This is a genomic window from Paenibacillus dendrobii (genome assembly GCF_009807035.1).
Classification (GTDB): domain Bacteria; phylum Bacillota; class Bacilli; order Paenibacillales; family Paenibacillaceae; genus Paenibacillus_AQ; species Paenibacillus_AQ dendrobii.
Window position 1 is genome coordinate 450,152 of sequence record NZ_WUBI01000003.1, and the last position, 14,816, is coordinate 464,967.

Sequence of the window (14,816 nt, forward strand, 5' to 3'; positions counted from 1 at the left end):
ATTCGGGAAATATCGCATTATTTTTTTCCGGTATCCTGGTTGCCGTTTGTGTCACTGCCTTGCGTATTGTCCTGGATTCCGCTGCCGCCATCGGCGTCGCTCTGCGTATTATTCTGCGCGTCTGCCGGTGGCGGCGTCTTCCCAAGCTGATCTTCCGGTATAATCGTGTACGGTATATTATCCACGAGCACCTTATCCACCTTGGTCAAATCAAGCTTCTTGATAAGCTTGAGAGTTACCGTACTGGTATAGGCCTCCGCTCCATCAACGTCACCAGCTGCTGTGTCGTCTTGGGTGCCGCTGCTGCCTGTAGTCCCGTTTGTATCGGTACCCGCAGTTCCATTTCCTGTAGAGGCTCCTTCAGATGCTGTACCATCTGTGGTCCCGGCTCCCGCTGTACCGTTTTTATCCGGGCTATCCTCCGTTCCGGCGCTGCCAGTCGAACCATCAGCAGCTCCGCTGCCATTGGTTCCCGCTGCTGCATCGTTACCCGTATTTGCATCCTGGTCCTGAACCGGATCAGCTGCGCATTGATGAGCAAACTGAGGCGTAGGAATTTCCAATATAATATTGCCGTCTTTCCCCATAATCGTCACTTCATCTGCCTTGAAGTCACGACAGTATGCAGGCTGCTTGAAGTGGAACACCAACTGCGTAACCCGGGTTTTGTCGGCATTTTTCAGCGTCTTTGACGTCAGCACCGGCACTTCTTTTACAACTTCCGGCTCTGTCGGCGGCGCAGTAGTCATCGGTGGATTCGTCGCCTCCACTGGCGGTTTTGGCGTTTCTTTGACGAATCCGCCATTAGCTTTGATGACGAGAAGCATGCCTCCGATAACCACGATCGCCAGCATCAGGACGGAACTGAGTCTGAACACCCTCGGGTTCCCCCTAAGAAATTTGACCAACGGCGATGACAGTTCGCTTCGCACTTGGGCATAAACCGGCTTCAGTGCCGGAGCGGCCGTATCGAAGTATTTCCGGACATGATCTTTATTTTTAAATGCGCTAGGATCATTATTTTTAAAATAGTTTACGATGGCTGTCGCATATGCAGGCACAAGACCGCGCGGCCGTACGAATGCAGGCTGCGACGCCGACCACTGGATAAACTCGTATATCGTTTCCTGATGTGGAGAATGCCTGTGCAGGAAGTCCATCAGACCGTTGTAATCTACGGCCTCCGTATCCACGTCATAGCAGAAGGCCAGCGTAATGCTCTCGAAACGGGACGGACCGATTTCCGTGCGAAGCCATTTTTGTCCAAGCTGCTGCACCTCGTCCCGTTCAGCAGGTGAGAGTCCCTTCAGCATGGATAGATCAGGATGCGGACTGGAGAACCACTTGTGCGCTGCGAGCATGACTTCCCCTTTGGATCGCGTGCGTGCATCAAACCGGGATACCCATGAGCGGAACTCCTTCGGCGTGTTGAGGAAGCCGATCTGAAGCAGCTGTTCTTTGGTTAGTTTGTCCACCTGGATATCCTTCAACAGGAACAGGTTCGCGGCATACATCAGCCTGTCCACGAACAGCGAGCCTCCCTCTACCAGAGCGAAGCCATGATGCCGATCCCGATCCAGTTCATCCAGCTGGTCCAGCACCTGATTGACTGCCTTGACCGGTTCCGCCTCTTTGCGGAGCTTGTCTGCCAGCTGCGCTTCCGCGACCTTGGTGAAAAATTCACTTTCCAGCACGACCGGATGGGAAACGACCCAGCGGTTCAGCAAATCGACGATATCTCGCGCCTTCGGTGCTTTTTTCAGCCGATTCTCGATGTATGGATCAAACAACAGTTGCGGTAGTCCCGGACTTGCGAGCACTTTGCCGAAAAAAGCCCGGCTGAGTTCCGGCTCGCTATCAATCATCGCATAAATGGACGAGAGCAGATCCCTGCGGTTCTTGGAGATCGCATTGTTTAACGTCCGGATGAAATACTCGACGATCTTACGTTCGCTATGCTTCTTATCGATCTGGTAATAGTCCTTGATGCTTTCCATGACCTCAGGCTCCGGGATCTCCCCTTGCTTAACGCGGTCAAATTCCAGATCAAAGCCCGCCAAAAAGAGATCATTCATACGCATTTTGGTTGAAAGCGCCCCGGCTGGCGCCAAGTAATCGAGCATGCTGCGCAGCACAACCTGTTTATTCGGCTCATACAGCTTCATATTGCCCTCTTCAAGCTGGAACAACACCGCAAGCTCGTGGTAGCTGGCAATTGCAATTTGACGGATTGGCTCCATGTCTTTAAGCATTTGAACTGCAAACTGGTAAAATCGTTCGGCCCGCTCCGGATTGCCCAAGGCATCCCAGGCAAAATCGAGATACGGCTGATCGTCCCAATCCAGCTCCGCATTAAACACCCGGCCTGCCGCCAGCTCGAACAGAAAGTCCTTCTCGATGCTGCGGTCATTCAGACGAAGGCTCCCCTTCTCGACGAACATGATCTGAATACCCTTCTTGCTCTGCGGCTCCTTCGCGTAGGTCAGAAATCCCAGCTGGCGGCGGATACCGTAAGGAAGACTGGCAAAAAGCAGTGCAAGCAGCTCCTTGGCCTTGTCGGACAGCTGCTCAATTTCTACATCAAGTACAATATATACTTTTTTCTTGCCGGCTACGGAGGCCATGGCTGCAAACAGCAGCTGCTTGAACACCTGTTCATCGATCTTCAGCTCCTGCAACAGGCCCAGCGCCTGCTCACGATCGAGACTGCCGCCCCGGTCCTTCGATGGAATCGAAGTCAACTCCGGAATCTCCATCCCCTGCTCAAGATCATACTTTTCGGCAAAGGCGGCATTCAGCCAAGCACGGTAATCCGTTTCCGGGGAGTCTTTGTAGTCTGCTGGAATGACATAGTTATGGGTAAAAAAGGCGCTTCGCAGCCCGGTAAAATCCGCCGGCTGGTACACGCTCCTGCCCACGATGGTTTCGCCGGATTCCGTGTGGATCACATGCAGCGCATCCGGGTACTCCAATCCTTCTTTTTCTGTACGTGCCATAAGTTCTGCCGGTGCATCATACTGGCAATAGGGGTGCAGCACTTTTTTGATGTAAGCAGGATCCAGTCCCGGTGAGCGCGCAATCGTGTCAAAACCTTCCGTCGAACGGAAGATACCGTGCCGCTCACGCGTATACATCTGCTGCTGGACTTTGTATGGGGTCAACATCACGCTTCGTCTCTCCCCTCAATATACTTCAGCTTGTACATCAGCCAGATAAACGGCTCGTCGACGCGGATCGGGCTAACGACGGACTGCATTTTCTGGTTCACCGGATTGCTGCCGAGCGCGGATACCGCAAAGTAAGCCGTATCGGAGAAGTACACATCCATCGTACCTTTAAACGGACGGTCCACCTTTTCGATGAAGCGGCGGATTTCGCCGTCGATATTTTCAAACTCAGTCAAATCCATCGCTTTTCGGTGCACCATATTGTTAAACACGTTGCTGTTCGACTTGATGTATTCGCCGTCCTCATCCTTCAGAGAGTGGAGCATATCGCTTTTGGTCAGAACAATTGCGGTAGGAATATCCGTTTTCCCCTTATCCTCATAGGCGATAAAGTCACCGAACATTGTCAGCACCACGTCGCGCGGTTCGTCATACTGCGATACCCATTCACCCGGTTCATCGCCCATTTGAATGCGGATTTTATCGCGGATAGAGCGGATTTGCAGCGGATCAACCATAAACAGAATCCCTGCGGAGTTCTTGATATGCTGTCCGTGCAGGCCAAGATAATCCTCGTCAACCATGCCCTCGCCGGCAACATCGAAGAAGACCAGCGTAAGCGGCGGCTTCGTCTCGTCCTTGAAGACGAATTGGAAAATGAAAGGCTCCTGCATCCGTTCCTTCTGCGTCGAAGCGAGCAGATCTCCGCGCTCAAACAGCGGCTCTTCGTACATCGAGCGGAATTTACGGCTGATCTCCGCGTTCAGTGGCATGCAAGCTGCGTTGAAATGATCTGCCGTCGAATGCTGCAGCGTATGGATCAGCGAGGTCATATACACGGATTTCCCCACTTGCGAGGCGCCGATGATGGAAATGATATTGCTTGGCACCTTGCCGGACGTGACCGGCAGCTCATTATGGCATCTTGGACATAATCGATGCCGTGTTACCACGCCGTAACGGTCATTCAATCCAACTAATACTTGATCGGAATAAATATGATGCTCCTCAGGAATGTCGGTTGGACGCAAAATAGCTTCCATATCATACACCGAGTCGAGGCCAAAGCGCTCGCGGTAGCGATTCAGCGGTTCATCTTCCTGAAGCGCGTAATCCTCGTCATCTTCACGGCTGTGCGCCGCGCGGAACACAACCTCGTACGGAGCGAATTTGCTGAAGCAGTACGGACACACAATATCGTAAAAAGGCGGCCTTGGCTCGTCGATTGGTTTCTTTTTAAACATATTAAAAATGCCCATGGTTTCTTTCTTCCCCCTTTGCTTCGGGTTATGGCATAGAAAGCCGCTGCGGTGAAGGATCGTTCTTCCGATCGCTGTTGTCTCCGGGTTCCTTGGACTATTTCCTAAAGGTAGACTCCAGAATCCCGGAGACAAAGCTTATGCTTCCGAAGCAAGCTTTCCTGCTTTTAGGCGAACGCTAACGCTTCTTCAGAACGATTCCGTCCCCTCCGCTATACTATGCATTTGTTGTATTCATTCTGGAACGAGTTTTGTTAACCGGCTCGTTAGACAATAGTTGAGTGGACACAAGGATGATTTCTACGAACACACAACTATGTGTATTTATGGGCTCATCCGTTAGATTTAACGTCCCTTTCTAAGGACTCTTTCCAGCTAGTTATACTTCCGAAAAAGAAAAATCTCTCGCAAAGCTGCTCGTATTCTCTACTAAAACCGCTCTCAGAGCCTTCTGCAAATCTAAGACTTACAGATGAAGCTTCCAATGTTGTCCACCCCGCACATCCCAAAAACTAACTCTGGATCAGCCTAGTTCTCTTTCATCATACCAAGTGGAATGTAAATTCCCGAAGAGTTTACGCGCTTCCTTTGAAATCGTGTTATTACCTTCCAATTCATTCCGATAACACGATTTCAACAGAAGCAACGCTCACTCCGGCACCAGCTCATACACCTGCCCATACCTTTTCCCGTCGGTAAAGAACAGCCGCACATAATCGTTTTTGCCCACCTCAATGACAGGCAGTACGTTCCGTCCCGCTTCAAAATCCGTCACAAAAGGATACATCGTACCGTCATCCTTATTCGCCGGATAGCTGCCTTCCTTCTTCACGTAGCACAATGCTTCTTTCGGAATGGGAATTTCCGTCGTGACTTTGATCTGTACCGATTTGTACTTCTGGAACAAGCCGCTCTTCTGCCGAATGGAGAACCACACCTTGGCTTTGCCAGTGCTGAATTCCTTCCGGTTCTGCCCGTCATGCTGGCGGATCAGCGCCGGGCCGTCCTCCGTTTCGGTGGACGCATATATGGTATAGATAACCCTGCCGACACCGTCGATACGGTCATGATAGCCATTGGCAGCTTTATATTCATTACGGGTGTACAGCTTCAACCGGCTCATGTCGGGCCTTTTCGTATCCGGCATCGGCTCTTCCCCAGCCATGCTTCGCTCAATGTAAACCGCCGTAATATCCTCCGGCCAACGCCAGCGGAGCGTACAGCGGTCACCATCCAGCTGATGGGTCAAACCGCGAATGAGCAGTGAGCTGATATCCGCATCAATAAACCGCATTCCTTCATTCGCCTCCCATGTTAAAATCCTCTGCTGCTGTTATCCTTGGAGCGTCCTGATATTCCAGTCTGCGAGCGGCCGGCTGAACCGGGGCGCTGCAGTCCGCTCTCAAGCTTGCCGTTCTCTTTAACCGGTATGACAGCCGTGAACAGCGCCAGCACACCGGCAAGCACCAGGCAGGACAAAAGGCGGATGACCGCATCGCGCGTGCTACCGCCGGATAATCCGAACTCCAGCAACAATCCCGCAAGCAAACCGGAAACAGCGCCGCCTACCCCAAAACTGCGGGCCAGATAGCGGTTATCAAAGATAAGCCCCAGTGCCAGGCCGATGGCTGCGCCGATCAAAGCCAAAGACGCCACACGAAGGATCAGATAGACGATGCTGTTTTGCTGTGGCCCCGTCCGCTCAGTCACAAGCGTACGCTCGCCTGCATCCTTGTAGATTTTCTGAAATATCACCGACAAATCGCCGGCATTCTGCACATCGTAATACTGACCGCCCGTTTCCTGCGCGATGGACTTCAGCAAGGTCGAACCGTCCGACTGCACAAGGCTGAGTCCGATCGTGTTCACCTGAACATTCTTTTGCTTATACAGCGCAAGCGCCGAATTCAGGTCAACATCACTGAAGCCGTCCGATAGCAGTACGACCATGGTTCCGCGTCCCGCATCGCCTTCGTCCTGAATATGCTTCATCGTATCCGACAATGCTAGGCTGATATCGGTACCGCCATCTGTGGCTTCGAGCGCGTCAATCTCGCCCGTTACTTTATCCTTTGCCGCCTGGTTTTGAACCTTCATAAAAGGCTGCAACAGATTCGTTTGATCATTGAAGACCATAACAGCCACCCGATTATCGTTATCCATCCGATTGATCATATCCTTGGCAGCAGCGTAGCGTCCGTCGTCCGGATCGGTCTCCTGCATGCTGCCGGAGTTATCAATGACAAGCGCAATATCCTTAATCGGCTTCGATCCGCCGGCATTGATTTCGTACACAAACTCCAGCGCCAGACCAGCAACAAACACCATCACCAGCGTGGCAGGAACCAGCAGCTTCCACGAGGTCCCCGTATAACGTTGTCTCCAGGATGGACCATTCAGACGCGGTGACACAATCTCCGCCACCAGGCAACCTAGCCCGATAAACAAGGCCAGCAGGCCAAAATACAAACCGATCACGATGATCCAGGGCCAATCGCCGCCCCACTTGTCCAGAATGACCTCCCCGATGGCAAAGCCGACGGCACCCCCGATCAGACTGAAGAGCAGCAGGAGCAAATTCAATTTTCGCTGCATATAACATGCTTCCTTTCCAAAATGGGATTGGAGCTATTTTTTTCTACCTTAGCTCCGGCAGCCGTCCTGCCTCAATGCCGTGAAATTCATAGCCGTTCTGGACGTACGTCTCGTAGTAGACTCTGCCATTTCGGTAATACATCAAATCCTCCAGATGAAACCCGCCCATGATGTTCAGCTTCTCGACCCCGCTGCTGCGTTTCTCATGGACGACACCCAGCTTGTATATGCGGGAGGTTTCGTCTGCAGACGATGCATACCGGATAAATTCACTTTCCGCGTCGCCGAAGAAATACTTCTCTTCATAGCGGTGCTCCTGCGTATATTCCAGAAGGCGTACATTGATGACCGCATGGTCTTCAAGGGTCCGGTACAGCTTCTTGAACAGTTCTTCCTTCGACAAGACCTGCCTGTTGTTGTAATCCGTTGTGACATTGGCACGGTTTAACAGTTCTTCTTCAAAGGTCTGATCCAAAGCTTCCGCTTCCAGCAGTTCTTTCCGGCACACCTCGACGAGCCGCTCCAATATGCGTGTCCGGCCATGATCCAGAAGCTCTGTGAAGTTGCCCATAAACCGTTCTTCGAAAAAGACACCCTCACCGCGCCGGGATTCGAGCTCACGCATCCATTCCTCCGTGACCACTCCGTAGTACTCCATGATGTTCTGGCCGATGTAATCATCAGCGGTACAAATGCTCGCACGAGCTGCGCCGAGCAGCGTGTCCTGCAGATTGATAAGCTCCGATGCCTGATGTTTATACTCCTCGTGAATACGCACAAGCTCCGCCTCGTAACGGCGATACAGCTTAAGCTCCGTTTCGATCAGAAGGATCTCGAGCTTGCGCTGATACACCGTTTCGAAGAAATAGCGGATAAAGCTGCGGACGTTATGTTTTTCCATCAGTGGGCGTTTCGTAAAGGGCTGCTCTTCTACTCGTTCCTCATAATAAACCGCAAGCTGCGATCTTTCAGAATCCAGATGTCCCGCGAGATCCCGTATACGACTTTGAACGGCTTCAATGATACTGCCTGTGCCGCTTTTCTCATCCGTCCAATCCGCAACTGCAAAAATGCCTACGCCGGACGGCTCACCGATACGGCCCCGGATCCATGCCCGCAGTTCATCACCGGCTTCCAGCCGCTGCAGTTTATGCATCGATTCCTGTACGTAATTGCTCTGAAAATATGCCTCGCAGCCTCCAGCGAACAGCGCTTCTTCCGCCTCATGCAGCGTCATGCGTTTCAATGAGCCATAACTTACCGGATGCGTCATCATTCCGGTCATTTCGGCGATTTTGCCGCTATCCGGAACAAGCTTCGCTGCCCGCTCCGACACGGAAGCCGGATCAAGGCCGAAGAAAGACACCTTCTCCTTCATGCCCCAGTCCGGCAGTCTTTTCATACGCTGCAGCAGTCCGCTGTAAAAGTGATACAGCACCGCAAGGGCAATCGATTCATTCGGCCGCTTCACGCGCGAGAATCCGGCGGAAACATAACCCTGCCGACCGGATTCGGTCATGATGTTATTTTTGAAGGAGGTGTTGTTATAGCCTCCGGTGTTCATGTCGTAATGGCTGTCCTTCTGCTTGCGGTTCTTGAGCAGGCTAAGATGACAGATAATCTCGTAATTGCCTTGCATGCCGCCTTGCGCGGAAATACCACGCTCATTTTTGTCGGAAAGCACGTATGCCAAATCAAACAAAGGGGCTGGCTGATGCGTCACGGGAATGGATAATCCGTCCTCTGTGACATGCAGCTTTGCAGAAAAGCTGTAGTCGGGGCTTTGCATCAGCTCCACCTCTCTTAAAAAGGCAACCCCTGCCGAGCTTCCATAGCCGAAAGCCTCCATTTGGTCCCGTTCGCTGATCAGCACATACAAATCCATCTGCACGGATTTGAAGGACTGGCTGAAAATGGACTGCGCCAAGAGCGAAACTTCCGGTATGAACACATTAAGCGGGTCGTCGACCCGCGTAATGACAGAAAGATGAATACGATCAAACGATGAATACAGTCTACCGTAATCCGCTATATCGTAACTAAGCTGCCGCAGCGCCCGGTTAAGGCCATAGAGCTGTTCCTCATCCCGATAGAAGGATTGATACAGCTCCTTACGCAGCGTTTTGACATCACTCTCAGCCGGTGCTGATCTCATCACGAAACGGCTGAGCCGCTGCTCCGTATCAGGAGTTCCCGGACCGGACTGCGCTGCCCCGACCTTCGAGCGCGGCTGCTCGGATGCTCCTATTCCAGAAACATTCCGGTCTGGCGCACCGGTCCCGACATGAAAATACATGACGCCGGCGCTGTTATCCCATTTTTTATGGTTAATGCTCATCATGGGTTCGATCGCACCCGCCGACTTGTCGCCGATGAAGAGAAACACGGCCGGGTAATGGATGCTGCTCTGGTCATCTCCCTTACCCGACAGCTGATCCTGATCGGCGGCATAGTTTGCGGCGAACCGTTCCAATAATTGATCCATGATTATTTCAACCTTCTGCGAATGTCATTTAACTTGGAAGACACCTGCTTGTAGAACTGATGGCGTTCTTCCCCATCTGCCAGCTCCACCTTCTCGTACTCCAAGCGGTCACGCGCATCAAGGAACGTCTCAGCCAGCTCCTCCAGCTTGGCTAGCAGCGAAGAAATATCCTCGGTCGCCGTCAGCTCGTTATCGCGGCGGGAAGCCTTGCGCAGCAGCGTGCTCCGGCTCTTCTCATCCAGTACGCGGAAGTGCTTGTAGACTTCGTACTCGACGTAGTTGACGCTCTTCATGAGATTGGCGAACGGCTCCCATGAATCTTCTTCCGGATCGCGGTCGTAGACATACAACGCACCTTTCTTCGTAATCGTGCCTGTGTACATCGCTTCGATGAAATGGTCCAGCCACTTCTCTTCGTCCTGATTTTGGCTGATAATCTGCTCAAGCTCCTGCAGCTTGGAAGCAATGACCTGATATTTCGCCAGCTCGGCGCGCACGCGCGTAATTTGTTCCGGTGAACGAATCAGATTCTCCTTCGCCAGATCTTCGTTGATACTTCCAAAAATATCTTTCGTACTCTCTTTTTCCAGACCGCCTTCCAGCAGACGCTTCAGCTCGGTTGCTGCACGCTTCACCTCTCCCAGATTCGGTTTGGCTGCGGTAAGCTGCATATCGTAAGCACGCAAAACATCGTTCAAGTCAAACGGTTTGGTATGGATGACCGCGTAGCGGTTGCTCGTATTTTGGTCGATATCCTTCTGTACGATGACCTTGTACGCCAGTGCCTGTTCGAATTCCGCACGAACACGGGCATTGTAGCTTTGAACCCGCGGGTTGAGGTAGGTTTCACCCCAGGATTTTTCCGGAATCGGCGAAGGCAGATAGGTCCAGTTGGCACGGTCGGTTTGCACCAAGTGGCGTCCGATGCCTTCCTTGTCCAGAATCGTGCGTTCATAGCTTTCTTCAAAAACCTTTAGCGGCGTATACACGAAGAGCGGTACCCCGTTTTTCGTATTGAGCCAGAATATGCGGTTCTTCACTTCGCTTTCCTTCACCGTAAAATGCGACTTACCCACCGAATTGTTCTGGTAGTTCCGGATCCCCTTCAGGATGCTTGGAGCTTGAACCGGTACAGATACAAAGCCCCATGAAGGAAAGTACAGATTACCCGCGCTGTTGCTTAAATGGAATACCGGCACCGCTTCCTCATCCAGCTTGCTCGCGATATTCCGTTCCACGAACTTCTCGATGGATTCCTCCTGTCCAAATTTCATGATCAAGAAATCCTCCATCGACTTGGTGATCAAATCGCCGAATTTCTCGGTCAGGAAGTCGGAAATCGAGCTGACGATGTCAATTTCCTGTTCCTTAATCCACTGATTGGAATGCCGGAGCAGTTCCTGGGCAAAATCACGGATCAGATCCTCTACGTCCTTTTGCTCCATCATTTTGTTAATAACCTTGGAGATGTCCGGTACGCTGACGATATTCCAGTAATACGTTTTGTTGCCCTTATGATCCTGCTGCTCTTCACCGCTAAGGAGGATGTCCCCGTTTTTGGCGAAGATCGCGTTCAGTGCATTCAGTATTTCGGTATATACGTTATAAATGCGGTTGTTTTCCTGATTCAACAGATCGTACAGATCCTCGTAAAACTCGATCATTTGCTCAGTGCGTTCCACGTCCGCCATCAGCCAGTATTCATTGATTTTAGCCTCAATGTAGACATTCTTCTTTTTGTCCTTTGATACAAAAGCGCTTTTCGCGTCGCCAAGACGGTCGTTCGCCTGCTCCCTGGCCGCTTCGATATCACGCGGGATGCGGGTCAAATTCTCGCGCAGCGTCTCGATGTAGGACAGCAGCATTTTCAGGAGGCAGAAGCCCTTCTCCGTATACAAGAGGCGCGATACGTAAAACGGGCCTTGCTCCGGATGCAGGAAGATCCGGCGAATCTGGTCGCTGAACTGCTCCACGATTTCGCCCGGCAGCTGCTTCTTCGCCTTGATGTATTCTTCACGAGCACGCGCAAGGAAGTTCTGTTCCAGCTCCGTGTCCATGTTGATGACCTGGTTTTTCACCACGTTGGTATAGCTCAAACGCTCGCTGTTCTGATACCCCGGCAGTGGTTCAGGCACGCGGGACTCGAAGGTTTTCATCATCGTGTCCAGATCGATGCCCAGCTTGCGGGCAAATTTCTCGACGTCCTCCTGGTTTGGCGCCTTCTCGAACATGGTTTCCATTTTGCCGAACAGGCGGAACGCCAGAAAGGTCGTCATTTCCTCAATCGGCAGCACCGCGGAGGATGCACCGATAATGTTGTAATCATAGTTGGCCGGATACGCCTTATTCATCTGCGCGATATTCGTCCGGATGTTGCTGATATAATCGTGGATGGCGAATTCTTCGCCCGACTGTTTTTCCTCGCTGGCCATAAAGTTCGTAATATTCTCTGCGGTCACGTTCATGCAGTAGTCGTACGCATTTTCCAGCAGCTTGCCTTCTGTGTTCGTTGCCGAAATCAAATGGCACAGATTAAACGGTGGAAGCGGTGAGTTCACCGACAGGATGTTGCCGTACTGCTGCTTGAAGCGCTCACTACGGGCGTCGACGTTCATCCAATAGTCAAGTTCTTTGAGCGCGGCATAGCCGTTTTTCTTAATGTATTCGCGCGTATGCTCGCTCAGACTCTTGTTCGACAAGTTCACGTCCGGCGTAAACAAGTAGCCGAGCGTATTGACGCGGTCAATCCCTGCCGAGCCGTGGTCGCGTTCGATAATGCCGCGCACGATATAGGCGATGTCCAAGAAACAGCCGCTGCCCGTACCTCCGGAGAGGCCGGTCAGCAGGAACACCATCAGCTTTTTGTTGGTGCCTACGGACAATGTTTTGATCTTTTTATCGATGGCCTGCACGACCTGATTGATCTTCGTGAACAGCAGCAGGCGTCCCGCCTGACGCACGCCAGCCGCGCCGTTCATCCCGTCGGTGATGCTCAGTTCCGGTGACAGCCAGTCTGTAATGTAAGGCTCCAGAATGCTGCGATTCTGCAGCAAGCCGCCGATTTCGGCGTTCGAGAGAAGCACAAACTCGTTGATGGAGTCCAGTCCAACACCTTTATAACGTTTGTTTTTGTCCTGCTCGTTCGTTTCGAAGGCCAGAAACTCCACGTTGGCCGGCTTCTCCATTTTCTTCTTGGAAAGTGGGTCCTCCGGCAGCTTGAAACGGCGGTTGATCTGATATTTCAGGCGCAGCAGCGCGTCAATCCCCGTACCTCCAAGGCCAATGATCAGAATCGGATTGTCGATCGTGTCGACGCGGATCTTCTCGCTGACGATGCCTCCGCCCAGCGATACATCCAACTGCTGTATATGTTCTCTTACTACCGGTTTCATAGTTTCCCCTCCTGAAAGTATCTTTAGGTTCTTATATCCAATGTCTCGACAGTGAGCGGGGTGGCCGCTGACGCTACTTCAGGTCGATTCCGCCCTCTTCGCTACTCTCGCTTTTTGTCATACATTTATACCAAATACTCAATCAAAATCGTCTTATCCACCTGCGGCAGCGAAACGCTGAGACGATCGCCGCTTTTGATCTCGGCTCCGCGGGATGCATCCACCGCACGGCCCGATTTTTCGATCATGCAGGCCGATCCGTTCTTCAGCAGCAGCCGGTCGTTTTTGCCCGGCATAAAGATCACTTTATCCGTTTCCTTCAGCTCTGGTGCCAGCTGGAGCAGCTGATGCAGGTTGAACTTGCCTTTGAAGGCCGTCAACTTCTTGTACTGCGGATACGTTTTCTCACCGGTATTCTCATCGCGGATTTCCACGACCATCTGTCCAACGAATCCTTTATTCGCTTTTCGTACCGCCCCCAGAATAAAGTAGGCTGCGGCAGCTATTGCGGCCAAGGCAATGACACCAATCACTACGGGCCATACTGGAAAAGGTTTCTTTTCATCCTTTCCAGCCGCAGGGGTTTGCGCGCTTCCTGCTGCCCCAGCTTTCGCATTGATGGTCACCGGCTTCGTTTCCCGGTAGAAGCTCTTGTCCTCGGCGCGCGCCTTCAGCTCGTACTGATGCTTCGCTTCTACGGTGTAGGAGCCTTCGAAATGATCTCCTTTGTTGGTGAGATTCACTTCTTTCGTGTCGCCGGAATCCAGATCCTTGACGATCAGCTTTGCGTTCATGTTATTGTAAAGCCCATTACTCTGCAGCTTCTGCCCATTGCTGACGAGATAGGCATTGATGTCGATCGTGTCGCCCTTCTTGACGGTGGTCGACTTCAGCGGAGCCATGTCCAGTTCAAGATCGTAGTTAAAGATCAGATTAATGTCGATTTTATCCTTCGGAACGCCCTTGACCTGGAGCTTCCAGTCGCCCTGATCCGGCTTCAGGAGCTTGATCAGAGAATAGGTTTTTGACTTGGAGAGCAGCACGTCCGCTGATGGGATTTGCTGGCTTTTGCCCGACGGGTCTATTAACTTCACATCCACCGGCTTGCTGGACATCAGCGAGATATTGGCTTCCAGCACGTTCGCATTTGGCACATTAATCGTGACTTCCTGGTAGCTTCCGTTCGCCGTGATCGCGCTCACAGGCACGATCTTCAGCTTCTGGTGGCTTGCGAAAATTTCACTCAGAATTTGCGGCAGCTCATCAGCCGAGCTGGTCGAAAAAGACTTGCCCGAGGTCTTATCTGACAGTTGAGCCAATGCGTTCTTGTTCAGCTTGCCGTCGTAATTCAGACCGATCGTGTAAATCGGAATGCCTGCGGCCTTCGCCTCCTGCACCGATTGGCTTAGCTCCTGATCGGACTGCGCCTGGGTTCTGCCGGATTTCGGATCAAGCGCGTTGTTGCCGTCCGCGAGAACGACGATCATCGGCTCATGCCCTTGTTCGGCGCCCTGCTTCAGCACCTTGACTGCTTCCTTCACGCCTACGGATATATCCGTGTACGCTCCGCGGTCAAGTTGGTCGATAAATTGTTTCAGATCGGTTTTGTCCGCATCGGACTGGATTTCCAGCAACGCCTTCTCCCGTTGAATCTTATCGGTGTAGGAGACGATACCAACCTTATCTCCTTGCGTCGACAGCATATCAATGAACATTTTCATCGCTTCGCCGCTGATTTGGTTCGGATCACTGGCCTTCATGGAGTTACTTGCGTCCATGACCAACACGGCATCGATATGGGAAGACTGCTGCGCGGCCGCGGCTCCCCGACCGCCTAGGGGCAGAAGCAACAAAACAACCATCAGAAGACAGAGTGCTATTTTATTTTTATGAAGCATAAGCTTTCGAAACTCCTTCT

Annotated in this window: 7 protein-coding genes; all 7 read right to left on the minus strand. The window is 52.0% G+C overall.

Translation table 11 applies throughout. The features are described from left to right. Positions 1-17: 17 nt before the first annotated feature. On the minus strand, positions 18-3,164 hold the full coding sequence (locus GRF59_RS20195) for a GAP1-N2 domain-containing protein (protein WP_237391957.1): 3,147 nt from the start codon (positions 3,162-3,164) through the stop codon (positions 18-20). Beyond that, positions 3,164-4,426, minus strand: coding sequence for a hypothetical protein (locus GRF59_RS20200; RefSeq protein ID WP_160499517.1), 1,263 nt, complete (start codon positions 4,424-4,426; stop codon positions 3,164-3,166). The genes GRF59_RS20195 and GRF59_RS20200 overlap by 1 nt, the downstream gene beginning before the upstream one ends. A gap of 649 nt (positions 4,427-5,075) precedes the next feature. Then, positions 5,076-5,720, minus strand: coding sequence for a beta-mannanase (locus GRF59_RS20205; RefSeq protein ID WP_160499518.1), 645 nt, complete (start codon positions 5,718-5,720; stop codon positions 5,076-5,078). 20 nt (positions 5,721-5,740) lie between these two features. Then, entirely contained in the window at positions 5,741-7,021 is a 1,281-nt protein-coding gene (locus tag GRF59_RS20210; RefSeq protein ID WP_160499519.1) for a vWA domain-containing protein, read from the minus strand. A 43-nt stretch (positions 7,022-7,064) separates the two neighbouring features. Continuing rightward, positions 7,065-9,506, minus strand: a complete 2,442-nt coding sequence (locus GRF59_RS20215) for a transcription initiation factor TFIID (RefSeq protein WP_160499520.1) — start codon at positions 9,504-9,506, stop codon at positions 7,065-7,067. 2 nt (positions 9,507-9,508) lie between these two features. Beyond that, positions 9,509-12,898 carry a tubulin-like doman-containing protein gene (locus GRF59_RS20220; RefSeq protein WP_160499521.1) on the minus strand — a complete coding sequence of 1,130 codons (3,390 nt, stop codon included), beginning with the start codon at positions 12,896-12,898 and terminating at the stop codon, positions 9,509-9,511. A 125-nt stretch (positions 12,899-13,023) separates the two neighbouring features. Continuing rightward, positions 13,024-14,796 (minus strand): vWA domain-containing protein, encoded by a 1,773-nt coding sequence (locus tag GRF59_RS20225; protein ID WP_160499522.1) that lies wholly within the window; start codon positions 14,794-14,796, stop codon positions 13,024-13,026. Between the last annotated feature and the right edge of the window lie 20 nt (positions 14,797-14,816).